The sequence below is a fragment of the Aeribacillus sp. FSL K6-8394 genome (genome assembly GCF_038008865.1).
GTDB classification, from domain to species: domain Bacteria; phylum Bacillota; class Bacilli; order Bacillales; family Aeribacillaceae; genus Aeribacillus; species Aeribacillus composti.
Window position 1 is genome coordinate 1669285 of sequence record NZ_JBBPAA010000001.1, and the last position, 25271, is coordinate 1694555.

At 40.5% G+C, this 25271-nt stretch carries 23 protein-coding genes, 1 other RNA gene and 1 other annotated feature; of the genes, 3 read left to right on the forward strand and 21 right to left on the reverse strand.

The features are described from left to right. Positions 1 to 57 precede the first annotated feature (57 nt). From NSR00_RS07910 to NSR00_RS07930, 5 genes are all read right to left on the reverse strand, one after another. On the reverse strand, positions 58 to 825 hold the full coding sequence (locus tag NSR00_RS07910) for a tRNA threonylcarbamoyladenosine dehydratase (RefSeq protein ID WP_063387985.1): 768 nt from the start codon (positions 823 to 825) through the stop codon (positions 58 to 60). Positions 826 to 867: 42 nt separating this feature from the next. Then, positions 868 to 1060, reverse strand: a non-coding RNA gene (ssrS, locus tag NSR00_RS07915) — 6S RNA. A 66-nt stretch (positions 1061 to 1126) separates the two neighbouring features. Then, positions 1127 to 2902 carry an aspartate--tRNA ligase gene (gene aspS, locus NSR00_RS07920; RefSeq protein WP_327873386.1) on the reverse strand — a complete coding sequence of 592 codons (1776 nt, stop codon included), beginning with the start codon at positions 2900 to 2902 and terminating at the stop codon, positions 1127 to 1129. A 15-nt stretch (positions 2903 to 2917) separates the two neighbouring features. Beyond that, positions 2918 to 4186, reverse strand: a complete 1269-nt coding sequence (gene hisS / locus NSR00_RS07925; RefSeq protein WP_063387983.1) for a histidine--tRNA ligase — start codon at positions 4184 to 4186, stop codon at positions 2918 to 2920. Positions 4187 to 4247: 61 nt separating this feature from the next. Then, positions 4248 to 4466, reverse strand: a binding site (T-box leader). A 59-nt stretch (positions 4467 to 4525) separates the two neighbouring features. Then, the gene (locus NSR00_RS07930; RefSeq protein ID WP_157728017.1) at positions 4526 to 4693 is read right to left on the reverse strand and encodes a hypothetical protein; all 168 of its coding nucleotides are present in this window, start codon (positions 4691 to 4693) and stop codon (positions 4526 to 4528) included. A gap of 139 nt (positions 4694 to 4832) precedes the next feature. Between NSR00_RS07930 and NSR00_RS07935 the strand changes: the two genes are divergently transcribed. Further along, positions 4833 to 6518 carry an SH3 domain-containing protein gene (locus tag NSR00_RS07935; protein ID WP_340788014.1) on the forward strand — a complete coding sequence of 562 codons (1686 nt, stop codon included), beginning with the start codon at positions 4833 to 4835 and terminating at the stop codon, positions 6516 to 6518. A gap of 31 nt (positions 6519 to 6549) precedes the next feature. On the opposite strand, the gene dtd is transcribed toward NSR00_RS07935, so the two are convergent. From dtd to NSR00_RS07965, 6 genes are all read right to left on the reverse strand, one after another. Continuing rightward, complete coding sequence (dtd, locus tag NSR00_RS07940) at positions 6550 to 6990, reverse strand: D-aminoacyl-tRNA deacylase (protein ID WP_063387981.1); 441 nt, start codon at positions 6988 to 6990, stop codon at positions 6550 to 6552. 15 nt (positions 6991 to 7005) lie between these two features. After that, complete coding sequence (locus NSR00_RS07945; protein ID WP_063387980.1) at positions 7006 to 9189, reverse strand: RelA/SpoT family protein; 2184 nt, start codon at positions 9187 to 9189, stop codon at positions 7006 to 7008. Positions 9190 to 9413: 224 nt separating this feature from the next. Continuing rightward, entirely contained in the window at positions 9414 to 9926 is a 513-nt protein-coding gene (locus NSR00_RS07950; RefSeq protein ID WP_063387979.1) for an adenine phosphoribosyltransferase, read from the reverse strand. Between the two features lie 20 nt (positions 9927 to 9946). After that, positions 9947 to 12325 (reverse strand): single-stranded-DNA-specific exonuclease RecJ, encoded by a 2379-nt coding sequence (recJ, locus tag NSR00_RS07955; RefSeq protein ID WP_340788016.1) that lies wholly within the window; start codon positions 12323 to 12325, stop codon positions 9947 to 9949. Between the two features lie 524 nt (positions 12326 to 12849). Next, complete coding sequence (gene secDF / locus NSR00_RS07960) at positions 12850 to 15072, reverse strand: protein translocase subunit SecDF (RefSeq protein WP_340788020.1); 2223 nt, start codon at positions 15070 to 15072, stop codon at positions 12850 to 12852. Between the two features lie 45 nt (positions 15073 to 15117). Further along, positions 15118 to 15411, reverse strand: coding sequence for a post-transcriptional regulator (locus NSR00_RS07965; RefSeq protein WP_094246273.1), 294 nt, complete (start codon positions 15409 to 15411; stop codon positions 15118 to 15120). Between the two features lie 99 nt (positions 15412 to 15510). Between NSR00_RS07965 and spoVB the strand changes: the two genes are divergently transcribed. Together spoVB and NSR00_RS07975 are read left to right on the forward strand one after the other, a co-directional pair. Next, a complete protein-coding gene (gene spoVB / locus NSR00_RS07970; protein WP_094246274.1) occupies positions 15511 to 17091 on the forward strand; it encodes a stage V sporulation protein B in 1581 nt (526 codons plus the stop codon). A gap of 123 nt (positions 17092 to 17214) precedes the next feature. Next, positions 17215 to 17604, forward strand: a complete 390-nt coding sequence (locus NSR00_RS07975; RefSeq protein WP_066249537.1) for a TIGR04086 family membrane protein — start codon at positions 17215 to 17217, stop codon at positions 17602 to 17604. 44 nt (positions 17605 to 17648) lie between these two features. Here the strand turns inward: NSR00_RS07975 and yajC are convergent, their stop codons facing one another. The 10 genes from yajC to nadE all read right to left on the reverse strand — a co-directional run bounded on the left by yajC (position 17649) and on the right by nadE (position 25187). Then, positions 17649 to 17918, reverse strand: coding sequence for a preprotein translocase subunit YajC (yajC, locus tag NSR00_RS07980; protein ID WP_063387973.1), 270 nt, complete (start codon positions 17916 to 17918; stop codon positions 17649 to 17651). A gap of 21 nt (positions 17919 to 17939) precedes the next feature. After that, complete coding sequence (tgt, locus tag NSR00_RS07985) at positions 17940 to 19085, reverse strand: tRNA guanosine(34) transglycosylase Tgt (protein WP_063387972.1); 1146 nt, start codon at positions 19083 to 19085, stop codon at positions 17940 to 17942. A 39-nt stretch (positions 19086 to 19124) separates the two neighbouring features. Further along, a complete protein-coding gene (queA, locus tag NSR00_RS07990) occupies positions 19125 to 20153 on the reverse strand; it encodes a tRNA preQ1(34) S-adenosylmethionine ribosyltransferase-isomerase QueA (RefSeq protein WP_340788026.1) in 1029 nt (342 codons plus the stop codon). 23 nt (positions 20154 to 20176) lie between these two features. Continuing rightward, positions 20177 to 20377, reverse strand: coding sequence for a DUF2905 domain-containing protein (locus NSR00_RS07995; protein WP_063387970.1), 201 nt, complete (start codon positions 20375 to 20377; stop codon positions 20177 to 20179). Continuing rightward, complete coding sequence (ruvB, locus tag NSR00_RS08000) at positions 20374 to 21375, reverse strand: Holliday junction branch migration DNA helicase RuvB (RefSeq protein ID WP_339210158.1); 1002 nt, start codon at positions 21373 to 21375, stop codon at positions 20374 to 20376. Before ruvB ends, NSR00_RS07995 begins: the two co-directional genes overlap by 4 nt. 10 nt (positions 21376 to 21385) lie before the next feature. After that, positions 21386 to 21994, reverse strand: a complete 609-nt coding sequence (gene ruvA / locus NSR00_RS08005; RefSeq protein ID WP_340788029.1) for a Holliday junction branch migration protein RuvA — start codon at positions 21992 to 21994, stop codon at positions 21386 to 21388. A gap of 100 nt (positions 21995 to 22094) precedes the next feature. Continuing rightward, entirely contained in the window at positions 22095 to 22604 is a 510-nt protein-coding gene (locus NSR00_RS08010) for a BofC C-terminal domain-containing protein (RefSeq protein WP_340788030.1), read from the reverse strand. Between the two features lie 239 nt (positions 22605 to 22843). Then, positions 22844 to 23572 (reverse strand): YebC/PmpR family DNA-binding transcriptional regulator, encoded by a 729-nt coding sequence (locus NSR00_RS08015; protein ID WP_340788033.1) that lies wholly within the window; start codon positions 23570 to 23572, stop codon positions 22844 to 22846. Between the two features lie 110 nt (positions 23573 to 23682). Then, on the reverse strand, positions 23683 to 24351 hold the full coding sequence (locus NSR00_RS08020; protein WP_066249549.1) for a YhcN/YlaJ family sporulation lipoprotein: 669 nt from the start codon (positions 24349 to 24351) through the stop codon (positions 23683 to 23685). A 95-nt stretch (positions 24352 to 24446) separates the two neighbouring features. After that, positions 24447 to 25187, reverse strand: a complete 741-nt coding sequence (nadE, locus tag NSR00_RS08025; RefSeq protein WP_130156071.1) for an NAD(+) synthase — start codon at positions 25185 to 25187, stop codon at positions 24447 to 24449. Positions 25188 to 25271: the final 84 nt, after the last annotated feature.

Genomic DNA, 25271 nt, shown 5'->3' on the forward strand with positions numbered 1-25271 from the left:
GTAAATAAAAGGGGGCGTCAATAAGCCGAAAAATGGCTTATTTGACACCCCCATTTTTTAATCGTCGTCGCCGACACGATAAATTTTTATATCCTTCAGCAATTCATTAATCACATGACCAGCCATAATCAATCCGGCTACGGATGGCACAAAGGCATTTGATGACGGGGGCATTTTTGCTTTGCGGATCGTTGATTCGTTATTGCCGACTTCTTTTCTGACATCTTCTCTAATAACAACAGGGCGTTCATCAGAAAATACGACTTGAATTCCCTTTCGGATCCCTTCTTTTCGCAGTTTCGTTCGAATCACTTTGGCAATCGGATCTGTATGTGTTTTTGAAATATCTGCTACTCGGAAACGGGTTGGATCCGTTTTGTTGGCTGCCCCCATGCTTGAAATAATAGGAATATTCCGTTTCAGGCATTCCTTCATTAAATGAATTTTATAGCTGATCGTATCGCTGGCGTCAATCACATAGTCAGGGTTTAGCTTAAAAAAGTCTTCATACGTCTCTTCCGTGTAAAACATTTTTAATGCAATTACTTCACAATCCGGATTAATGTCAGCAATTCTTGCTTTCATTAAATCCACTTTCGGTTTTCCAACCGTCGACAAAAGCGCATGGATTTGCCGGTTAATATTCGTAATATCGACATCATCTTTATCGATCAAAATCAATCGCCCGATGCCTGATCGTGCTAGAGCTTCGACGGCAAAAGATCCAACTCCGCCAACCCCTAAAACGGCTACGGAGCTGTTTTTCAATTTATGTAAACCTTCTTTTCCAATCGCTAGTTCATTTCGGGAAAACTGATGAAGCAAAAAAAATCACTCCAGTTTGTCAAAATTCAGTGTACAAACTAAAAAAGTCCCAATTGTGCCGTCGCCGTTTCCTTCGTTTTGAACCCGCTCTCAGCAGGTGGGTGCCCTGTTCTAAAGCTTTGTAAGTCCTCGTGCCATATGCATAAGAGGCATTTACTCACTTTAGAAACTCCGGGCTCCCATTTAAATCGTTGTTCGGTCAAAACTAGGTGTACGACGCACACATCAGGACTTAAATTTTGAATAAAGAATATCATAATTAGCATGAGATTTCAAGATAAAAAACAAATAATGGAAATTATTACCTTGAGCTATGTTTCACTTCAAGATGCAGTTCATCCAATTGCTCTTTGCTTACTTGGCTTGGTGCCTCCGTTAACAAACAGCTCGCACTTGCTGTTTTCGGAAAGGCAATCGTATCCCGTAAGTTTGTTCTTCCTGCCAAAAGCATTACAATCCGATCCAATCCTAGTGCAATTCCACCATGCGGCGGCGTACCGTATTCGAAGGCTTCCAGCAAAAATCCGAACTGTTCTCTTGCTTGTTCCTCTGTAAAACCAAGAAGTTTGAACATCTTTTCTTGAACGTCTTTTTCAAAAATCCGAATCGACCCTCCGCCGAGTTCATATCCATTTAACACTAAGTCATATGCTTGAGCCCGCATTTTGAGAGGGTCTTTCTCAAAGTACTCCAAGTCCTCACGAAACGGCATAGTAAACGGATGATGCAATGCATAATAGCGGCCGTCTTCTTCATTATATTCAACGAGCGGCCAATCCGTAATCCATAAAAATTCAAGTTTATCTTCTTCGATCAGCCCTAAATCTTTTCCTAGTTTTAATCTGAGAGCCCCCAACGAATCAGCAACAACATTCGGCTTGTCGGCAACAAACAGAAGCAAGTCTCCATTCTGTCCTTCAGCTGCTTGCAAAATACTATTTTGTTCATTTTCTGATAGAAATTTTGCAATTGGGCCTTTTACTTCATTTTCTTCTACTTTAAGCCAAGCCAAACCTTTCGCTCCATAATTGTGAACATACTCTTGGAGAGCATCTAGATCTTTGCGTGAAAATTCGTCTTTTTTTCCTTTTACATTGATTAGCTTTACTTGCCCTCCACCTGCAACTGCTTGACTGAAAACTTTGAAAGCGGAGCTTTTCACAATTTCAGATACATCAACAAGTTCCAGGCCGAATCGAACGTCCGGCTTGTCCGACCCAAAGCGCGCCATCGCCTCATCATATGGCATGCGTTGGAATGGAAGAGTAAGCTCGATTCCTTTCACTTCTTTTAACACATGAGCCATCATCTTTTCGGTTAGATTCATAATATCTTCTTGGCTCATAAAAGAAGTTTCTATATCTATTTGGGTAAATTCCGGCTGTCTGTCTGCGCGCAAATCCTCATCGCGGAAGCATCTTGCAATTTGATAATATTTATCAAATCCTGAAACCATTAGAAGCTGTTTGAATATTTGCGGCGATTGCGGGAGCGCATAAAATTCCCCCTCATGGACGCGAGAAGGGACAAGATAGTCCCGTGCTCCTTCCGGTGTGCTTTTCGTTAAAATGGGGGTTTCCACATCAATAAATCCATTTTCATCCAAAAAGTTGCGAATCGCTCTCGTAATTTGATGCCGCATTTTTAACGTTTCAAACATGACTGGACGGCGCAAATCTAAATAACGGTATTTTAAACGAACCTCTTCGGAAATGTCCGCTTTTTGATCCGCAAGTGAAAAAGGAGGAGTTTTGGCGCTGTTTAAAATGGTTACCGATTGAACAACCACTTCCACTTTTCCTGTTCGAATGTTCGGATTAATCGTCTCTTCCGATCTTTTCACCACTTCGCCTTCAATGTCCAATACATACTCGCTGCGGATTTTTTCAGCTATTTCTAACGCTTCCTTTGAAACTTCAGGATTAAAAACAATTTGGACAACTCCTGTCCGGTCGCGCAAGTCGATAAAAATAAGTCCTCCTAAATCGCGGCGTCTTTGCACCCATCCTTTTAAAACGACCTTTTCGCCGATTGCTTTTTCGGAAATTTCTCCACAATAATACGAACGTCCAAACATCCTACATACTCTCCTTTACTTTCTCTCTTTTATATACTCTGCAAGTCGTTCAAATGCCACCGCATCTTGTTCGCCTGTTGCCATGTTTTTTACGTTCGCCACGCCTTTTTCTAATTCCTCATCACCTATGATGATGACAAATTTGGCTTGAAGCCTGTCCGCTTGCTTCAGTTGTGCTTTCATTTTCTTATTTTCATAATCTTTGTCTGCAGAAATGCCAGCTTTCCGCATTTCCTGCAATAGAGATACCGACCGTTCCTTCGCCCGATCTCCCAGTGCCACAATATAACAATCTAGACCTTTTTCAATCGGAAGAGCGATGTTTTCAGCATCAATTGCTGCTAACAGGCGTTCAATGCTTAAAGCAAAGCCGATCCCCGGCGTGCTTGGCCCTCCGGCTTCTTCGACCAAGCCGTTATATCTTCCGCCGCCGCATAAAGTCGTAATCGCCCCAAACCCTTCCGCATTGCTCATGATTTCAAATGCTGTATGGTTATAATAATCCAATCCGCGAACGAGATTTGGATCGATTTCATACTCAATGCCAAGCTCCGTTAAATATTTTAACACTTGATCAAAATATTGCTTTGATTCATCGTTTAAAAAGTCAATGATGGAAGGGGCGCTTTTCATCAATTCATGCTCGCGGTCTTGTTTACAATCAAGTATTCTTAACGGATTTTGCTCAAGCCGCTTTTGGCAATCAGAGCAAAATTCTCCAATTCTCGGCTTAAAATGGTTGACTAAAGCAGCACGATGTGCAGCTCTGCTCTCTTGATCTCCCAAACTGTTAATGGCAAGCTTCAATTTTTTTAAGCCGAGCGATTGATAAAACGCCATCGCCAAAGAAATAACTTCAGCATCCAGCGCAGGGTCGTCCGAGCCGAGAGCCTCCACACCGAATTGAACAAATTGCCGAAAACGCCCTGATTGCGGTCTTTCATACCGAAACATCGGACCGATGTAAAAAAGCTTTACAGGCTGGTTCGGATCGGCGTACATTTTCTTTTCAACAAAAGCGCGGACGACTGCTGCCGTTCCTTCCGGTCTTAATGTTAAACTTCTTCCTTTCCTGTCGGAAAAAGTGTACATTTCTTTTTGGACAATATCGGTTGATTCGCCTACACCCCTTTGAAATAATTCCGTATGTTCAAAAATGGGGGTTCGAATTTCTTGAAAGCGATAAAGACGGCATATTTCCCTAGCTTTTTTCTCAACATATTGCCATCTTGAAGCCTCCGACGGCAAAATATCCTGTGTACCTCGCGGGATTTGAAAAGCCATTGTCGATTCTCCTCCACTTATAAAATAAATTCCATAAAAAAACCCGTCCCCTGACGATTCCCGTAGGGACGGGAGAGTCTCCCGTGGTGCCACCCTAATTGAAGCAATGCTTCCACTTAAAAGTTAACGCCTATTTACGTTTCCTCCTACTTTTACACCTTTCAGAGGAAAACCTCCGGAGTGTTCTTCACTAAGCGATCATGGGGAAAGGCTTTCAGCCTAAGGCCTTTCCTCTCTGTCCATGTGCATCCCAGCTACTTGTCTCCGTCATCGGTTGTTTATGTACGTTATTTTTAAATCTAGAATTTTATATTATCATACGAACAATACTGTGTCATGTCAAGAACGGCTGAGCCGATCACGGAGCTTTTTCGCCTCCTCTTGATTTAAACCATGCTCAAACGAAACCTCTATTAAAATATCCTGCATCGTACGATCAATGAAAGAAATACCAAACTGGTCATGAAAAATTGATGCGGAGAAAGAATGTTTTTCACTGGACCGCATATTTTTCCCCTTTCTTTTTCATCAGAATTTGCGTCTTAGTCTTCCCGCAAAAAAATGAAAAAATACTCAATGTAAAAAAGGAAATGCCGAAATAAAAATAGAAATAGTTTTTTGCATGAATGTGAAAGGAGCATGGCCATTGCGAAAAAAATGCTTTTTAATCGTTCTGTTGCTTTCACTGCTTTTTACTTCTACCGCTCCAGTTTTTCATTCAGCCCAAGCGGATACGCAATATGCAGTCATTAAGCAAGATAAAGTAAATGTCCGGACAGGTCCCGGTTTAAGCTATCCCGTAATGAAAAGCGTTCGGTACGGTGAAAAATACCCGATTGTTGCAAGGAAAGGAGATTGGGTGAAAATTCAATTAAAACAGGGCTCTTCCGGGTGGGTAGCCGATTGGCTTCTTTCAGTAGAAACCGAGCTTCAAAAAAAGGATTATGTCGTTTCTACGACTACCGGGTTAAGAATCCGTTCTGGCCCCGGGACAAACTATAAAGTTGTTGGACAGTTTCCTAAAGGGGAAAAAGCGCATGTGTTGATGAAACAGGGGAAATGGGTGAAAATTTCCTATAATGGCCGGCAAGGATGGGTCTCTTCGGCATATGTAGCTCCAGCAGCCAGCAAAACCCCTTCGAATCAGAAGCATAGCCTCGGTACGGTTACAGCCACTATATTAAATGTTCGTTCAAAACCAAATGCACAATCATCAATTACCGGCAAGCTGACAAAAAACATGAAAGTTGAAATCATTTCGGAACAAGGCAATTGGTATAACATTCGCTACAACAATGTGACGGGGTGGGTGTCGAAGCAATATATTACCAAAGCAGCAGCTAAAAGCAGCAGCACTTCCCCGCAAAAAGGAAGGATTACAGCCAGCTCGTTAAATGTTAGAAGCGGTCCGTCTTTACACTCAAAAATTGTCGGTACCATTAAAAAAGGAACAGAGGTAGAAATCATAGGTGCAAACGGAGATTGGTATCAAATTATATATGCGAAAAACAAAACAGGCTGGGCATCCAAAAGATATATCGAAGCTGGCTCAAAGAAAACAAACGGCGCTCAATCAGTTGTCCTTTTATACGACGGAACAAATTTGCGCAGTGCACCTTCCACTTCTGCAAAAATTGTTCAAAGAGGAAACAAAGGGCAGACTTTTCCAATTGTAGGGATTTATAATAATTGGTATAAAATTCAGCTCCGAAACGGTCAAACAGCTTATGTAGCAAGCTGGGTCGTCACAACAACAAGCGAAAACATTTCCAATAAAGGGACAAGCATACCGTCAAAAGGTAAAAAAGTCATTATCGATCCGGGCCACGGAGGCTATGACAGCGGGACGATCGGTGTCAGAGGGACGCTGGAAAAACATTTAACCTTAAAAACAGCTAAACTTGTGTACAACAAATTAAAAAGAGCAGGTGTAAATGCAGTTTTAACTAGAAGCGACGATACATATATCAGCCTGCAATCCCGTGTAGGAATTTCTGTAAAAAACAACGCAAACGCCTTTGTGAGCATCCATTATAATAGCTCAATCATTCCAAGCGCAAATGGAATCACAACTTTTTATTACAATTCTGCAAAGGATAAAGCATTAGCAAATGTAATTCACAAAGAGATGGTGAGGCATGTCAATTTAAGAAACCGTGGTGTTCAATTTGGAAATTATTTTGTGCTGCGTGAAAATAAACGTCCTGCTGCTTTGCTTGAACTAGGTTTTTTGAGCAATCCTATGGAAGAGTGGACAGTCAGCACAAACGCTTACCAAGAGAAAATCTCACAAGCGATTTATAAAGCGGTCGTCAAATATGTAAACTCATAAAAAAATCGTGAGCAGCTCGCTCACGATTTTTTTATTTGCTTTCGATAATCAATGTTACTGGGCCAACGTTTGTAAATTCAACAGCCATCATCGCTCCGAAAGAACCCGTTTCAACACGTACGCCTTTTTCTCTCAGTTTGTCGTTGAAAGATTCATATAGTTTTTCAGCAATATCCGGTTTGGCTGCTTGCATAAAATTTGGTCTTCTTCCTTTCCGGCAATCGCCGTACAGCGTAAATTGGGAGACGGATAAAACTTCGCCCCCAACATCTAAAAGAGATAAATTCATTTTCCCTTCTTCATCCTCAAATATGCGCAAATTGGCCACTTTATCCGCTAAAAACTCTGCATCTTTTTCCGTATCCTCGTGCGTAACACCGACTAGCACCATTAAACCGAACTCAATCGAACCAACAACTTGTCCATCTACTTTGACATTTGCATTCCTTGCTCGTTGTACTACAACTTTCATCATGTATTTCCTTTCTTAATTCATAATTCTCCGCACTGAATATACATCCGGTATTTGCTTGATCCGATCCACAACTTTTTGAAGATGGCTGACATTTTGAATCGAAATTCCTAAATGGATGTTCGCTACTTTGTTACGGTCCGTTCTTCCCGAAATTGTCGTAATGTTTGTCTTCGTCTCTGTTACAGACTGGAGCACTTCATTTAATAAGCCGCGCCGGTCAAAACCTAAAATCTCAATTTCCACATTGTATTCCTTCCGGCCGTCCAGCTGATTTTCCCATTCCACTTCAATTAACCTGTCTTTTGCATCCTCTTTATTGACATTTGGACAATCAGACCGGTGAACAGATACCCCTCTTCCTTTTGTAATAAATCCGACAATATCATCGCCAGGAACTGGGTTGCAGCAACGGGAAAGCCTGATTAACAAATTATCAATACCCTTTACAGACACTCCTGCATCACGGCGCTTCGGCCGCCTTGCACCTTGTTGAACCACCTTTTCCATCAATTTTTCCTGCTCTTCTATATCCCGCTGTTTGCGAATTTTTTCGACTAGGCGGTTTGCAACCTGTAAAGCAGTAATGCCGTTGAAGCCAACTGCCGCATACATATCGTCCTCGTTTGAAAAATTAAATTTTTCCGCGACACGTTTTATATTTTCCTGAGTAAGGACTTCTTTCACATCAAAATCCATCGCTTTAATTTCTTTTTCAATTAATTCTTTTCCTTTTTCAACATTCTCCTCTCGGCGCTGCTTTTTGAAAAATTGGCGAATTTTATTTTTCGCTTGAGAGGTCTGCGTCAATTTAAGCCAATCTTGGCTCGGACCGTAAGAATGCTTCGACGTCAATATTTCCACTATATCTCCGGTTTTTAATTTATAATCAAGAGGCACTATTTTTCCGTTTACTTTTGCTCCGATCGTTTTATTGCCTATTTCAGAATGAATTCTGTAGGCGAAATCAATCGGAATCGACCCGGCGGGAAGCTCAATGACATCTCCTTTTGGAGTAAATACAAACACCATGTCAGAGAACAGATCAACTTTCAATGCCTCCATAAATTCTTCGGCGTTGGAAGAATCGTTTTGAAACTCCAATATTTCTCTAAACCAGCTCAGTTTTTTATCAAAAGATGTAATGCTTTTTCCTTCTTTATAAGCCCAATGGGCAGCAATCCCGTATTCAGCGATCGCATGCATTTCGTATGTGCGAATTTGAACCTCAAGGGGATCCCCCTTCGGACCGATGACAGTCGTGTGAATGGATTGATACATGTTTGTTTTTGGCATTGCAATATAATCTTTAAATCTGCCAGGCATCGGCTTCCAGCATGTGTGAATGATGCCAAGCACTGCGTAGCAGTCTTTTATGCTGTTCACAATAATTCGCACAGCCAGCAAATCATATATTTCGTTAAATTGTTTATTTTGGAGAACCATTTTTCGATAAATGGAATAAATATGCTTCGGCCGGCCGTACAGCTCTGCCTTTATCTTTACTTCTTCAATTCGCTTCTTTAAATCTTCAATTACCTCTTCAACATACTTTTCCCGTTCTGCACGTTTCTTTTTCATCAAATTGACAATTCGGTAGTATTGCTGCGGATTTAAATACCGCAAGGCTGTATCTTCAAGTTCCCATTTGATTTTTGAGATTCCGAGGCGATGGGCGAGAGGAGCAAATATTTCCAACGTTTCATTGGCGATTCTTCGCTGCTTTTCCTGCGGCAAATGTTTTAACGTACGCATATTGTGAAGACGGTCTGCCAGTTTAATTAAAATGACCCGAATGTCCTTCGCCATAGCGACAAACATTTTCCGGTGATTCTCCGCCTGCTGCTCTTCTTTTGATTTATATTTAATTTTTCCCAGCTTTGTTACTCCATCCACAAGCATAGCGACTTCATCGTTAAATTCTTGTCGAAGCTCGTCTAATGTCACATCCGTATCTTCCACAACATCATGTAAAAAGCCGCCGGCAATCGTTGTAGGATCCAGCTCCAAATCTACTAGAATCCCGGCAACCTGCACCGGATGCATAATATATGGTTCGCCTGATTTGCGATATTGCCCATGATGGGCGTTTTTTGCAAACTCGTATGCTTTTTTTATAAACTCTATATCGTCAGGCGGAAGATACTTTTCCGCTTTTTCGAAGATCTGTTCAGCTGTCAACATTTGTTCGTTTGCCATGGGATCACCTTTAATTGTATATACGTTATTGTTTTTATTATTAAATAAAATTAACAAACATGTAAAGAGAAGAATACGATCCTTTTGAAAAGGGGTAAAAAAAATAGAGCTGCTGCAGCTATTTTGCGAGCGGATGGAAAATATTACAATTTCTAAAGTTTTTCATTTTATTGTTTTAAAAAAAAGCACCCATTAAGAGTGCTTCATTTATAGATTTGCGCAGATTAATATTTAATCAATGCTAATATATCATAGCCTTCAAGCCTTTTTCTGCCCTCAAGATAAGACAATTCAATTAAAAAGGCAATGCCGGCAACCTCTCCGCCAAGCTGTTCCACTAATTTAATGGTAGCTTCAATCGTTCCTCCAGTCGCCAGCAAATCATCGGTTATTAACACTCGCTGGCCAGGCTTAATCGCATCTTTATGAATGGTTAATGCATCTTTTCCGTACTCAAGCCCGTATTCCACCTTGATCGTTTCGCGCGGAAGCTTGCCTTCTTTTCGAACAGGTGCAAAACCAACTCCGAGAGAGTAAGCAACTGGGCAGCCGATGATAAACCCTCTTGCTTCTGGACCGACAACAATATCAATCTTCTTTTCACGCGCATATTGAACAATTTGGTCTGTTGCATATTTAAATGCTTCCCCGTTGTCCATTAATGTTGTGATATCTTTAAAAGAAATGCCCGGTTTTGGAAAATCTTCAACAATTGTCACGTATTTTTTTAAATCCATCACTCGTCCTCCTCGGTTGTTTACCATTCATGAACTTGTAAAAATTTATCGGCATCTCGTTTCAAGACTGCCTTTTCAAACCATTCCTTCAGTTCTTGATAAGAAGAATAGAGAAGCTGCTGTTCCAGTTTCATTTGATCCAGCTTCTGCTGATATGTCCCGGATTCTGATAAATCCCGTTTTTTCACCTTTTTGTTTAATGTAATCACACCATTGTTTATTGTAACAAATTCAAGTTCAAAAAACACCTTTGTCATAAAAAAGATCGTTTCTTTCGTCCAGCCACGGTATTTGGCTAAATCTTCCCCATATTTTTTGTAATCGAAAGAATTTTTTTTCGTTAAGAATGCGTAATACCATTTAAAATGCTCTCTTGTCGGCATTGTTTGAAAAAAGTGGTCTGCATGCTGATAAAAAATAGCATAAATTCTTTCAGGCATTCCTTGCTCAAATGCTGAAACAAGAAATTCGATTGCCGGGGGCATATCGAGAAATACAACATACTTATTGGAAACATCTATATTTTTGTAATCCTTTATTTCTGATATTATATGAATTTCATGAATGTACGGTTGATCTTTATATAATTTTATAGATTCTTCATGAAAGGCGATCAGCAATCGTTTTTCAGCAGGAAGTTTAGAGAGCAAAGCCTCCGTTCCTCTTGAACCTCGCCAATCAAAAAGCTGCCACGCTGGCACGGCAAGGTCTTGAAGCAATAGCTGCGGCTTTTTTACATAATTCCATTCGTTGATCGCAAGCTCACCGACAATAGAAACGTTTGCGAAAGGAGATATTTCTTCTGCCAATTCTCCCTGTCCAAAGCCGACGACATCTAATTCAAATTCCTTCTCCTCAATCTTCATTTTCAAATGATTTCCGTTTACCCCAATTTTTCTAACATCTGCCGCATTGACATTTTCTAGTAAAAAGAGCGGCTTCGGATTATCGACTCCGAAAGGGGCAAGCTTCTCCAGCTCTTCGACTGCTTTTATTGTGACATGCTCCAATGAACAGGCACATTCAATGTTTTTTACAGGAATAAAATCTTCATCTGAAAGCTGGCTATTTGCAAGATCGATCATTTTTTGGCGCAGCTCGTCAATATGCTCTGCTTTCAGCGTCATGCCAGCAGCCATCGTATGGCCTCCAAAATGAGGGAGAAGCTCCCTGCATTCCGATAAGTTTTTAAATAGATCAAACCCTTGAATGCTTCGCGCAGACCCTTTGGCAAGACCTGTCTCACGATCAATGCTCAACACGATGGCAGGACGGTAAAATTTTTCGACCAATCTGGAAGCAACGATTCCGATCACTCCAGAATTCCAGTTTTCTTTTGCGACGACTAAAACAGGATTGTCTTCGATTGGAAAATTTTTTTCAATTTCCTTAATCGCTTCGTCCGTTATCTCTTGTACAAGCTTCTGCCTTTGTTTATTTAATTGAGCGATTTCCTTAGCAAGCATATCAGCTTTTTCTTCATCATCTGTCAACAACAATTCAACGGCAGGATCGGCTTCTTTCAGCCTCCCTGCCGCATTGATTCTCGGTCCTAAAACAAATCCTATCGTTTCCTCATTTACGGAAGATTTGTCCACTCCAGCAATGGAAAGAAGCGAATTTATGCCAGGTCTTGTCGTCGTTTTTAATTTTTCAATCCCTTTTTTCGCAAGAAGCCGATTTTCTCCGTATAGAGGTACTAAATCAGCAATTGTTCCAATGGCTGCGATCTCTATCAGAGATTCTGGAACCTTGCCATAAAGGGCATGGGCCATTTTAAAAGCAACGCCTACACCTGCCAGCTCCTTAAAAGGATATGTTGAATTTGGCAATTTCGGATGAATGATCGCATACGCATCAGGCAAAACAGGCCCCGGTTCATGATGGTCTGTGATAATGAGGTCGATTCCAAGCCTTTTGGCTAAATCCGCTTCATTGATTGCCGCGATGCCGGTATCAACTGTTATAATCAGCCTGCATCCTTTTTCATGAATCATTCGGAAAGCATGTTCGTTTGGCCCGTATCCTTCTGAAAATCGATTCGGTATGTAAAAATCGACGTTTGCCCCCAATTCCTTTAATGCCATCAACAGGACGGCAGTGCTGGAAACGCCGTCCGCATCATAATCACCGTATACGACAATCTTTTCACCAGCGCGGATTGCTGCAAAAATACGCTCACATGCCCGCTCCATCCCATCCAACAAAAAAGGATCATGAAATGAAGGTTCCTTTATATGTAAAAACTCTTTTGCTTCTTCAACATTTTGAATGCCGCGATTCACAAGTAATCGAGCAGTCAAATATGTAATATTCAAAGAGTCGATTAATGCTCGAACAGCCTCTTCGTTGGACTCATCCCTATATAAACGATTCCAACGAAATTTAGATCTCAGCATAATTTCACCCCTCAACTTCTCCTATTATACAGAACGAAATGAAATGTTTTCAAACACTATTTTCAAGGTTATGTTTCTTCATAAGAAAGAGAGGGGCTGTCCGATGAGTTCCTAAAATGAAGGAGTTTGGAGAAATACATTGTGAAGGACAAAAATAATCGAATAAAATTTGTAAATGTCCTTCATAAAGGCAATGAAGTCCAACTGGAATAAATTGTATGCGCTGAATGTCCGTTATAAAACTTTTGGAGAACGTAATGAAGAAAGAGAGCATAAGAAAAGGGAGATGTCTAATAAGTCGTTTTTACGGCTTATTGACGCCCCCATTAATGTTTTAGAAACGTTGATATATCGGTGTTTATGATTTTTTGTTTTCAATGGCGATTTGACTTTCAAAGACAGCCCCTAAACACAAGATAGGAAAAATAGTCTGTCCGATAAATCCCTAAAATGAAGGAGCCCCAAAAAGTCAGTTAACCCTGACTTTTTGGACAGCCCCTTCGAACTTTTACAGCGGCTATTCACTAGTTTTCTTTTACAGAACGTTTTTCAATTTGCTTCCATTTCCAAACGAGCCAAAGCTGGCTAGCGATAAACAAAGAGGAATAAACGCCTGCGATCAATCCAACCAACAAAGCAATCGAGAAATTTAAAATGGACGAGCTTCCGAATAAAATGAGAGCGACAACAGCAAAGATCACGGTTAAAACGGTGTTAATCGATCTTGTAAAGGTTTGCCGCAAGCTTTTGTTGACAATTTCCGCAAGCTGCTCAAATGTTTTTATTTTTTTCGCTTTTCCCATGTTTTCTTTTATACGGTCAAACGTAACAATCGTATCGTTGATCGAGTAACCAATAATCGTCAACACGGCCGCGATAAATGTAATGTCTACTTCAAGACGGGTGATGCTGAAAAAGGAAATGATAAAAAAGGCATCGTGCAATAGGGCAAGCACAGCTGCAAGCGCCATATAAAATTCAAAGCGGATGGATACATATATGATAATCCCAATGGAAGCAATTGCAACACCGATGAGAGCATTTCGCGCCAGCTCTTTTCCGACTGTTGGCGAAACCGTGCTTATATTTGGCTCTATCCCATACAGCTCTGTGAAATGTTCTTTTACATTTGAAATCGTTTCTTTATCAAATGCGCCTACAAATCGTACAACTGCTGTGCTTTTGTCATTACCAGATAATACAATTTCATCAGGCTCCAGGCCGATTGATTTGAATTCTTTTTCGATTGTATCAGCCGATAGCGGCTCATTTGTCGCCAGTTCGACCCGCGTTCCGCTCGTAAAATCGATGCTTAGATTCAATTTAGCAACAAAGAGGAGGATGATGCCTGCGACAATTAAAACACTAGATAAAACGAAAAACTTTTTCCGATGTTTAACAAAATCAATATGATCAAAGCGAGTTGGGACATCGGTATCTTTATTCGTTTTTGTAATATCCAAAATATCGCTTTTCCTCACGCCAAACCAATGCGGCTTTTTGTCAAATGCCCGGCTCTCCACGAGCAATCCGAGCAGCAATCTGCTTAAATAAATCGCCGTAAGGAAGGATATAATAATGCTGACAATGAGCATTGTCGCAAAGCCTTTTACAGAGCTTGTCCCAAAAATAAACAAAACAACAGCTGCAAGTATTGTCGTAATATTGGCATCAAAAATGGTCAAGAGCGATCTTTTGTTTCCTGCTTTAAAAGCAGATCGGACACTTTTTCCAAGCTTTAATTCATCCTTTATTCGTTCGGCTGTAATAATGTTCGCGTCAACTGCCATCCCAACCCCTAAAATAAGTGCGGCGATCCCCGGCAATGTAAGCACCGCATGCATCCAATTGTACACAACTAAAATGAGGTATATGTATGAAACAAGCGTGATAGATGCGACCAATCCCGGCAAGCGATAGTAAAAGATCATGAACAGCATAATGAGAGCTACGCCGACGTAACCCGCATAAATGGTTGATTGCATCGCTTGTTCCCCATATTTTGCCCCGACAGAAGTTGAATAAATTTCGTGCAGCTTCACTGGCAATGCTCCAGCATTCAGCAAACTCGCTAATTGCTGCGCTTCTTCTACCGTAAACTGTCCTTCAATCGTGACCGTAGTTGTATCAAACACTTCATTTACGTACGGATCGGACAAAAATTTCGGATTCGCTTTGGCTGCTTCTTTTTTATACGAGTCGCCTTCTTCCCAATCAAGCCATATGATCAGCTTATTTTCAGGCGCCATTTTTACTATTTTTTCTGTCACTTCTTTAAATTTTTTCGCATCCTTTAGCTCAACGACAACGTTCGGTTTACCGTTTTGGTCAAATGATTGCTTGGCACCGCCTTGCACTAAGTCTGAACCGTTTAGTAATTCTTTGTCATTGACATCACGAAAGGTCAGCTCTGCCTGCGTCGACAAAATTTTCCGAGCTTCAGTCTGATCCTTCACGCCTGCAAGCTGAACGCGAATTCGGTCATTTCCTTCTATTTGGATATTTGGTTCGCTCACTCCGAGTGCATTCGCCCTTTTGTCCAACGCTTCAACTGCACTTAAAAGGGCTTGACGGTCAATTTTATCTCCTTTATTTACCGGCTTCACTTCATATAAAACTTCAAAGCCGCCTTTTAAATCAAGACCAAGCGTAATGCCTTCTACGATTGGTTTTGCCGTTGCGCCAGTCAAACCTAAAAGGGCGAAAACAATGATAAAAAATGATATAATTCGGCCTTTTTTTGCCATGTTGATCCTCCTCAAGCTTATGTGCGAAACATCGCCTTATCATCTTTAGGTTAATTCTTTTAATATTTCTTGTCCTTCTTTACTATCTAACCATTTTGCATCTTTCATAAACTCAATGGTCGTATAATTCATGAAATCGGACACTTTCACTGACATAATCCCTTCTACTAACCGATGTACTCTGACACCCTCAATTTTTTTCCATTTTTTTCTTTTCAAAAAAACCCACAATTCATCCTCTGTCATTTTATCGTATCCATACAGCCGGAATTCTTCGAGCTTGCTTTTCAAAAACGGCCTTAAATACTTGCGATAGGCATCTACCGAATAGTTCTCCACTTTTATGCTCCTTTCTTAAAAGGTTGTCATGCCTGTACTTCGAGTCTGCATATAGTAATTGTATATGATATCAAGTTTTTTGAGAAGGCAGGGAGAAAAATGCCGAAGCAAACCTTTTTAAAAGGAATGCTCATTTTAATGACGGCAGGCCTCATCACAAGAATTCTCGGTTTTATTAATCGAATTGTCATAGCCAGAATGATTGGAGAAGAAGGGGTTGGCCTCTACATGATGGCGATGCCTACGTTTGGCCTTGTCGCAGCAGCTACACAGCTCGGTTTGCCGGTTGCCATCTCCAAGCTGGTCGCGGAAGCGGATGCAAAAGGAGACAGCAAAAAGGTTAAAAAAATACTGGTTGTATCTTTAACAATTACGTGCAGTTTAAGCATTATCATCGCACCGCTTGTGTTGTTTTCCGCCTCATATATTTCTGAAACATTGCTTACAGACCCAAGAACATTCTTTCCTTTGATTTCCATCACTCCTGTTATTCCTATTATTGCTGTATCCTCTGTTTTGAGAGGCTACTTTCAAGGAAAACAAAACATGACGCCTGCGGCATTCTCCCAGGTGCTTGAGCAAGCGGTCAGAATCGCCTTTATCGCCGTTTGTACAAAAGCTATGCTGCCTTACGGAATCGAATATGCAGCCGCTGGCGCCTTTGTTGCGGCAGCAATTGGAGAACTTGCTTCCTTACTTTACTTACTAATAGCGTTCCGTTTCAAAAAGCAAATTCGAGTGAGAAAATCGTTTTTCCGTTCGTTAAAAAAGGGAAAAGAAACATTCAGTCAGCTCATGAAAATTGCCCTGCCGACAACCGGCAGCCGATTTATCGGCAACATTTCATGGTTTCTCGAACCGATCGTTGTTTCACACAGTTTACTGATCGCCGGCGTTCATTCATCTTTAGCTACAAAACAATATGGGGAATTGACGGGGTATGCGCTTCCTTTATTAATGCTTCCCTCTTTCATCACTTTTTCGCTGTCAACATCATTAGTGCCCGCATTAAGCGAAGCGATTGCCCAAAAAAGGATTCGATTAGCAGAATATCGGCTGAGGCAAGCTTTAAGGCTCTCGCTTGTTACAGGCGGACTAGCAGTTGTTATTTTATACGTGTACGCTGAACCGATCATGATCTTTATGTATGGAAATGCTCAATCTGCCATCTATGTGAAAGTTATGGCTCCTTTTTTCATCTTTTATTATTTCCAAGGTCCACTGCAAGCAGCATTGCAAGCATTAAATTTAGCAAAAGCAGCGATGACCAACAGTTTAATCGGTTCCATTTTAAAAACAGCGCTCATTTTTGTTTTCGCAACTAGGCCTGAGCTCGGCATTATCGGCGCAGCTCTTGCCATTATAAGCGGGTTTATGATCGTTACTCTTCTTCATTATGCAACGGTGCTGAAAGTGTTTAAGTTCACAATTTATTTAAGAGACTATGTTCTATCTTTTGCAGCCATATTTTTAACAGGTTGGATCTCCTATCATATTTACGATATCTTATTGGAACAACTGCATTTGCTGCCAAAGTTAATGTATGCATGCATGATCACAACAGTTATTTACAGTCTGTTTCTCATCATCTTTCGACTAGTCGAAAAGGAAGAAGTAAAGCGAATTCCCCTAATCGGTCCGTATATAGCAATCTTTATTCCGATGCAGAAAAATCGTTAAAATCTATCCGTTTCATTCCTTTCACCCTGATCTGGCAATTTTAATTCTAAATCTTTTTTTTATGAATATGCTTGTATAAAAGTGATTACCCTTGTACGGGTGAACATGGGAGGAGATGAATGGATGATTGAAGCAAAGCGGTGGGGGAAAGCTGTATTTTACGGTGTTTTTACCATTTTGATCATTGCTTTGATTTCCAGTTTTCTTTTATCTATTTTATTACGATTTACTAGTTTAACAGAAGATTCGCTCTTTTGGGTCATCACATCTATAAGTTTTTTAGCCGTTTTTATCGGAGGTTTTATAGCTGGCGGAAAAGGTAAAGAAAAAGGGTGGCTTTTAGGCGGTGCGACAGCGGTCGCTTACACGGGAATTGTGTTGTTGTTTCAATTTTTAGGTTACGGAAAAACGCTTTCGCTAGAATCGCTATTATATCACGGTGGATTTTTAATCACTTCAATAGTTGGAGGAATGCTGGGTGTCAATATTTCGTCGCCAAAACGGCAGGCTTAAAAAGAAAAAGGCTGACATTTAAGTCAGCCCTGTTTTTTGTAGAACTATGATTGTTCTACGACTTCTCTCACAGCATTTCGGTCAAAAGTTAAGCGGGAGCCGTCTCCCGTACGGATGACGATTTTATCTTCATCCAATGAATCAACCGTCCCATGCAAACCGCCAATCGTTACGATTTTATCACCCTTCTTCAAGTTTGCCTGCATGTCACGGATTTGCTTTTGCCTTTTTTGCTGAGGTCTGATCAACAAAAAGTAAAAAATAGCAATCATCAGCACAAAAGGCAGCACTGTTGCTACAAAATTCTCTGACATTTCTTCACCCCTTTCTAAGCATTAAAAGTTTTTCGCATTTGGTTTATTGAATCCGTACCGTTCAAAAAATTCTTCTCGGAAATCTCCTAAACGGTCTTCACGGATTGATTCCCTAATCTGCTCCATTAATTTTATCAAAAAATAGAGATTATGGTAAGATGTTAATCGAATCCCAAATGTTTCATTGCTTTTAATTAAATGTCTGATATAAGCACGTGAATAATTTCGGCAAACGTAGCAATCACAAGATTCATCCAATGGACCGAAATCGCGCGCATATTTCGCATTTTTTACGACAAGCCGACCTGTTGATGTCATTAAGGTGCCGTTGCGCGCAATTCTAGTAGGAAGCACGCAATCAAACATATCAATGCCCCGAATCGCTCCATCTATCAGTGAATCTGGAGAACCGACCCCCATCAAATAACGAGGTTTGTCGCTTGGCAATAAAGGCACGGTAAATTCTAGCACACGATTCATCACTTCTTTCGGTTCACCGACAGAAAGACCACCAACCGCATATCCCGAAAAATCAAGCGAGACAAGATCGCGTGCGCTTTGCTTCCGCAAGTTTTCATATTCGCCGCCTTGTACAATTCCAAACATCCCTTGTTCATTTTCTCTTTTGTGAGCTGCTAGACAGCGTTCAGCCCATCTGGAGGTTCGTTCTACAGATTGTTTCATATAATCAAATGATGCCGGGTAAGGCGGGCATTCGTCAAATGCCATTATAATATCTGATCCGAGAGCATTTTGGATTTCAGTTGCTTTTTCTGGAGATAAAAACAGCTTGTCCCCGTTTAAATGATTGCGAAAATATACTCCCTCTTCTTCAATTCGCCGGAATTCGCTTAAGCTGAACACTTGAAATCCGCCGGAGTCGGTTAAAATCGCTCCATCCCAATTCATAAAAGAATGGAGACCTCCTGCCTCCTTAACGATATCTTCCCCTGGTCTGAGCCATAAATGGTATGTATTGCTCAAAATGATTTTTGCGCCAATTTCTTTTAATTCCTCCGGTGACATAGTTTTGACGGTCGCTAATGTTCCTACAGGCATAAACACCGGAGTTTCAAACGAACCGTGAGGTGTATGTACGATTCCAAGGCGGGCGCCTGTTTGTTTGCATGTTTTGATCAATTCATATCGAATAGGTGGCTTATTCAATGAAAGCCCCTCCTTTATTCAGTGTACCTCTATTCTGCTTCAAATAATCAGCATGGCATCTCCAAAGCTGAAAAAACGGTATTTTTCCTTTATAGCCTCCTCATACGCACGAAGAATTGTTTCTCTTCCAGCCAGCGCACTGACAAGCATGATCAGAGAAGACTTAGGAAGATGAAAATTTGTAACGAGTCCGTCTATTCCTTTAAAATTGTAGCCCGGATAAATAAAAATGTCTGTCCAACCGCTTTCTTCGACAAATTTGCCTTCATGTTTTCCAGCAATTGTTTCCAGCGTTCTTGTTGAAGTCGTACCGACTGCGATAATACGTCCTCCCTTTTCTCTTACTTCATTTAATAAGCGGGCCGTTCCCTCTGTCATTTGATAAAATTCCGCATGCATTTTATGTTCTGTAATGTTTGTGCTGCTGACTGGACGAAATGTCCCAAGCCCAACATGCAGCGTTATAAAAGCGATATGAATCCCTTTATTTTTTATATTTTCGAGTATTTCATCCGTGAAATGCAAACCTGCAGTCGGTGCAGCTGCTGAACCAATTTCTCGGGAATAAACGGTTTGATATCGTTCTTTATTATCAAGCTGCTCTTTAATGTATGGCGGCAATGGCATTTCCCCAAGCTGATCCAAAATTTCCAAAAAAATGCCTTCATATTGAAATTCAATGATTCTACCGCCGTGTTCAAGAGTTCCTACACATGTTCCTTTTAAAAGGCCGTTTCCGAAATTTAATGTTGTCCCTACTTTGACTCGCTTTGAAGGTTTTACAAGGGTTTCCCAAACATTCCCTTCTTTTTCTTTTAGCAATAAAACTTCCACTTTGGCCCCGGTTTCTTCTTTCACCCCGTACAATCTGGCCGGCATGACCCGCGTATCATTTAAAACAAGGCAATCACCCGGAGATACATACTCAATTAAGCTTTTAAATCTGCTGTGCGTAATATCTCCGCTTTTTTTATCAACAATCATTAATCTTGAAGCATCCCTCTCCTTCAACGGAGTTTGGGCAATCAGTTCCTCTGGCAATTCGAAGTCAAATAATTCGATATTCATCCTGTTCACCTAGCTTCTGTCCATTATTTAAACCGTCCTAAAAAAGAAAAAATGAACGTTAAAAGCAAACTAATGACAATGCATGTGACAATCGGAAAGAAGAAGGTGAAATTTCCTTTTTTTACTACGATATCTCCTGGCAGTCTTCCGACAACTTGCATAAATAAGCCGATAAAAAGCAAAATACCGCCAAGCACCATCAATAGCTTTGGAAATTCCGTCATCTTTTCGGCACCTCCATTTGAAAATGTTTATACACAAGATCTGTTACTATTCTTCCCCTCGGTGTTCGCCGAATAAAACCGATTTGCAATAAATACGGTTCATAAACATCTTCAATTGTGTGCGCTTCTTCACCGATTGTCGCTGAAATGGTCTCAATTCCAACGGGTCCTCCTTGGAATTTTTCAATGATCCCTAAAAGAAGTTTATGATCGATATGATCCAATCCAAGTTTATCCACTTGCAAACGCTCCAAGGCGTCTTCAGCAAGATGGGCGCTGATTTTTTCAAATCCGAGCACTTGCGCAAAATCCCTGACCCTTTTAAGAAGTCTGTTCGCAATTCTTGGCGTTCCCCGCGATCTTCTGGCTATTTCAACGGCTGCCTCCTCTTCAATCTCGATATTTAACAGATTGGCCGTTCGTTTGACTATCTTTGAGAGCTCGTGCTCTTGATAATATTCCAAGCGGCTTAACACACCAAATCGATCCCTTAAAGGAGCAGTTAATAAGCCGACTCTAGTTGTTGCACCAACAAGTGTAAACGGTGGCAGATCCAACCTGAGCGTGCGGGCGCTTGATCCTTTTCCAATGACGATATCTATACAAAAATCTTCCATCGCTGGGTACAAGACTTCTTCGATCGAACGATGTAGCCGGTGAATTTCATCAATAAATAAAACATCCCCCGGTTCTAAAGAAGTGAGAATAGCCGCTAATTCTCCCGGCCGTTCAATCGCGGGCCCTGAAGTATGGCGGATATTCGTCCCCATCTCATTTGCGATAATCGTTGCAAGTGTTGTTTTCCCGAGCCCTGGAGGTCCATATAAAAGAACATGATCCAACGTTTCTTCTCTAAGCTTTGCCGCTTCAATAAATATTTTTAAGTTTTCCTTAATCTTTGATTGACCGATATATTGATCGAAAGATTGAGGACGAAGGCTGAATTCAAAATCTTTTTCTCCCGCTTCAGCTTCGCCTGCAACAATTCTTTCCTCCATTGCTATCACCTTATTTCAAAAGCAGTTTCAATGCTTTTTTCACATATTGATCAGTTGAGAGCGATTCACCTTCCAATGACGGCTTGATTTTTGCTATCTCTTTCTCACTGTATCCTAAAACTTTCAGTGCATCGATCGCTTCCATAAGCGAATGATTGCTATGTTTTTGGTTTGTTTGTACATGATTAGCTAACATGTTGGAAGACGGTTCTGAAACGAATTCGACGAGCTTCCCTTTTAAATCTAAGATGATTTGCCTCGCTGTTTTCTTTCCAACACCAGGAAATTTTACTAAAAATGCTTCATCTTCATTTTCAATGGCCTCCACTACTTGCTTTGCATCCCCATAAGCCAGGATCGCCAGAGCACCCTTCGGACCGATTCCTGTTACGTTTAAAAGCTTGGAAAAGAGAGTCTTTTCTTCACGGCTTGAAAATCCGTACAGAGCGAGGAGATCCTCCCTTACATATTGATATGTATAAACTGTCACTTCTTTTTTGATATGTTTTTGATAGCTGAAAGGATTGGGAGTGAAAATTTGAAAGCCGATTCCGTTCCGATCGATCACAATTGAATCTATTGATATATGATCTACAACTCCGCGGATAAACTCAATCACTGCGTTCACCTCTCATCACTTAACCTATTTTAACATAAAGAACTCGCTCCGTCAGGGATAGAACTGCAAAAATAAACCGATGCAAAAAGCATCGGTCCTTTTATTTGAATTCATCAGCAGAATAAGCTTTAAAGGTATTGATGACATTTAAATAATTCTCTTTATTTTTTACGGGAATTCCTCTTTTTAGTTGCAGGTGGCGATAGCTTTCCAGTTTTTTTATATCGATCTGAAAAAAAGACTGAATGACTTCATTGTCTGCGTCAGGCTTCCCGTTAAAAATCGACAAAGTCCCGTCTTCCATAATACCGAAAAAACCATTTGTTTTTAATAAAGGAGAGAGGTCATCAATTTGCTTTTGAAAGACAATTTCGTCTCCATCCTGACGAACAACCTGCCAATCTTGATATTTCGCAATTACATCTGCGATAGAATGAAGATGTTCTGTTTTGACCTCTTCGCTCACTTCGCCATCAAGATAAACTCTTCTCAAGATGACTTCAACTGTCGAGGAATGATGATTCGCATTTGCGAAAGATGCTTCAGGATGGAAATGACAAAAAGCTAAGATCATCAAAGTATAACAAAAGAGGCAAAATACCTTTTTCACATGCCACCACTCCTGAACTTATAACACATTTGTTTTTATTTATTGTAGCCATCATGAGAAGTTTTAACCCTTAGTCCTGATTCTTCATCTTATTACATATTATGGAAACTACCTTGTATATCATGGCATGCTTGTATATTAATACGTTTCAATTAGAAAAAGTAAAATGGATAACTTAACAATTTCATTTTTTTTCGGCTGTTAGATTTTTTAAATCGTTAATATCAACAAATTTTCAATCACTCATCTTCCTGCATATTATGGAAGACTTCTTGGACATCGTCGTCATCTTCAAGGACATCGATTAATTTGTACATTTTTTCAGCTGTTGTTTCATCTAGTTGCGTGTACGTTTGAGGAATCCATGTGATTTCCGCTGTTTCCAGTTTATATCCTTTTTCTTCTAAAGCGGTTTTTACATTATTCAAATTTTCAGGAGCGGTATAAATTTCAAACGCCTCACCACCTGACGCTTCTAATTCTTCTGCTCCAGCGTCAATTGCTTCAAGAAACAAGTCATCCTCTTCAATTCCGTTACCTTCAATAACAATATATCCCTTTCGTTCGAACATATAGGATACACAACCAGTTTCTCCTAAGTTTCCTCCGTTTTTATTAAAGGCAGTGCGAACACTTGTTGCTGTACGGTTTTTATTGTCCGTCAGACATTTTACCATTACAGCGACACCGCCGGGGCCATATCCTTCATATGTAATTTCTTCATAGTTGGCTCCATCTTGGCTGCCGGTCGCTTTTTTAATTGCTCGTTCTATATTATCGTTCGGCATGTTGGCAGCTTTAGCCTTGTCAATGGCAAGTCTGAGGCTCGGATTCGCGTCAGGATCTCCTCCGCCTTGTTTAGCCGCAACATAAATTTCTTTTGCCAATTTCATAAAAATTTTGCCCCGCTTCGCATCTTGGGCATTTTTTCTTCTTTGAATATTTTTCCATTTAGAATGTCCTGCCATTCTAAAAATCCCCTCTCATAAACAAATCTCGATTTTTAATATAACATATTTTATTTAGCGGGAAAAATTGTTCTTCACAAAAGAAACAGGGAGGAGTTCTCCCTGTCTCGTTAGCGGTTATTTCCGTCAAAAGGCTCTGTTACAGCTTCTCCAATATCATTGAATAGACGTTGGATATCTTCCCCAACATCCGTACCGTTATTCAAGTTATTATTAATGTTTCGCACGCGAGTAAAAGTTTCCTCGTCTGTTACAATATGGATGCTTTTATTTCCAGCCAGTCTTGATACAACTCGTTTGGCTCGATTTTTTACATTCTGTTCGTTTCGATCAGTTGTATTGATCGCTACTACAACCCTGTCATTTGTTACGAGCGTATCAACATCCTGCACGTTTTTCAGCCGGCTTACCTGATCAGAAATTCGTTCGGCTAATTGAGCATTATTCGAGCCCACATCCCGTAAATGATTATGATAATTGACATCGCTTCTTTGGAAGCCGTTGTTTCTTCTATCGTTCACTGTCAGCGAGCGGTCTCTATTGCGGTCATTTGCATCGCGGAGCATGTCATTGTCATCCATTCCGCCGTCAAACATTTCAGTGATCGGTCCATCATTATCAACGTAATCAAAATTGCGATCCCGATCAGCTGAATAGTAGCCAATTGGTGCTGCACCATTTCGATCACGGTCATCCAATGCACCATTATTGTTGTTGCACGCCGCAAGACCAATTGTCATAAAAGAAAGGGCAATAGCTGCGGAAACTGATTTTCTCAATGAAAAAACCCCCTGAAAAACAATTTGAGCATAATAGCTCATCAATAGCTTGTTCTATCAGGGGAGGTTTATTGCTGTTAGTTCCCGGCAATTAATTAAAATTTTGGCGGTGCTGCCGCTAAATTTCGTTTATGCTCAGAACGTCTATGCAGCGCTTCAATGATTTCTTTATCTTTCTCAGGAATTTCCTCTCCCTTTAAAAATTTGTCAATCATATCATATGTTGTTCCCATTTCGTTTTCATCCGTTTGTCCTTCCCACAAACCGGCGCTTGGAGCTTTATTAATAATTTCATCCGGAACTCCTAAAATTTTTGCCATTTCCCTTACTTCGCCTTTTGTAAAATGTACAAGAGGAACAAGGTCTACACCGCCGTCTCCGTATTTCGTAAAATAGCCCGTATACCATTCAGCTGCATTATCAGTGCCAACAACCATGTAACGATAATTGTTTGCCACAGCGTATAATGTTGTCATTCTGAGCCGCGCGCGCGTATTCGCGTCGCCTAATCTTGATGCTTCTTCATTCCAATCGTTTTTAGCTTGAATATTTTTTTGAATGGCGTGAAAAAGCGTTTCATGAGTTTCGGTCAAGTCGATCACCATATAATCAATGTTGCAGCTTTTCACTACTTTTAAAGCATCTTCTTGATCTTTCGGATTGCTTTTACATGGCATGATTAGGCCAAGCGAATGCTCAGGAAACGCTCGCTTAATGAGATGAGCAACTACGGCGGAATCAATTCCCCCGCTTATTCCGACAATTGCACCGTTTAATCCTGCGTTTTTTACTTGATTTTGAAGCCATTCGATTAGTTTTGCAATTTTTTCCTGCATTATGTCATGCACCTTCCTTAGCATCATTTCTTTTTATTATCCATTGTATCATATTGTGTTTTACGAAAAATAAATCATGTCATG

Bases quoted from the DNA above. Each gene is read 5' to 3' on its own strand.
- aspS (WP_327873386.1), bottom strand. From the start codon at position 2,902: ATGTTTGGACGTTCGTATTATTGTGGAGAAATTTCCGAAAAAGCAATC.
- hisS (WP_063387983.1), bottom strand. From the start codon at position 4,186: ATGGCTTTTCAAATCCCGCGAGGTACACAGGATATTTTGCCGTCGGAG.
- NSR00_RS07930 (WP_157728017.1), bottom strand. From the start codon at position 4,693: ATGCGGTCCAGTGAAAAACATTCTTTCTCCGCATCAATTTTTCATGAC.
- dtd (WP_063387981.1), bottom strand. From the start codon at position 6,990: ATGAAAGTTGTAGTACAACGAGCAAGGAATGCAAATGTCAAAGTAGAT.
- NSR00_RS07945 (WP_063387980.1), bottom strand. From the start codon at position 9,189: ATGGCAAACGAACAAATGTTGACAGCTGAACAGATCTTCGAAAAAGCG.
- NSR00_RS07950 (WP_063387979.1), bottom strand. From the start codon at position 9,926: ATGGATTTAAAAAAATACGTGACAATTGTTGAAGATTTTCCAAAACCG.
- recJ (WP_340788016.1), bottom strand. From the start codon at position 12,325: ATGCTGAGATCTAAATTTCGTTGGAATCGTTTATATAGGGATGAGTCC.
- secDF (WP_340788020.1), bottom strand. From the start codon at position 15,072: ATGGCAAAAAAAGGCCGAATTATATCATTTTTTATCATTGTTTTCGCC.
- spoVB (WP_094246274.1), top strand. From the start codon at position 15,511: ATGCCGAAGCAAACCTTTTTAAAAGGAATGCTCATTTTAATGACGGCA.
- NSR00_RS07975 (WP_066249537.1), top strand. From the start codon at position 17,215: ATGATTGAAGCAAAGCGGTGGGGGAAAGCTGTATTTTACGGTGTTTTT.
- yajC (WP_063387973.1), bottom strand. From the start codon at position 17,918: ATGTCAGAGAATTTTGTAGCAACAGTGCTGCCTTTTGTGCTGATGATT.
- queA (WP_340788026.1), bottom strand. From the start codon at position 20,153: ATGAATATCGAATTATTTGACTTCGAATTGCCAGAGGAACTGATTGCC.
- NSR00_RS07995 (WP_063387970.1), bottom strand. From the start codon at position 20,377: ATGACGGAATTTCCAAAGCTATTGATGGTGCTTGGCGGTATTTTGCTT.
- ruvB (WP_339210158.1), bottom strand. From the start codon at position 21,375: ATGGAGGAAAGAATTGTTGCAGGCGAAGCTGAAGCGGGAGAAAAAGAT.
- NSR00_RS08015 (WP_340788033.1), bottom strand. From the start codon at position 23,572: ATGGCAGGACATTCTAAATGGAAAAATATTCAAAGAAGAAAAAATGCC.
- nadE (WP_130156071.1), bottom strand. From the start codon at position 25,187: ATGCAGGAAAAAATTGCAAAACTAATCGAATGGCTTCAAAATCAAGTA.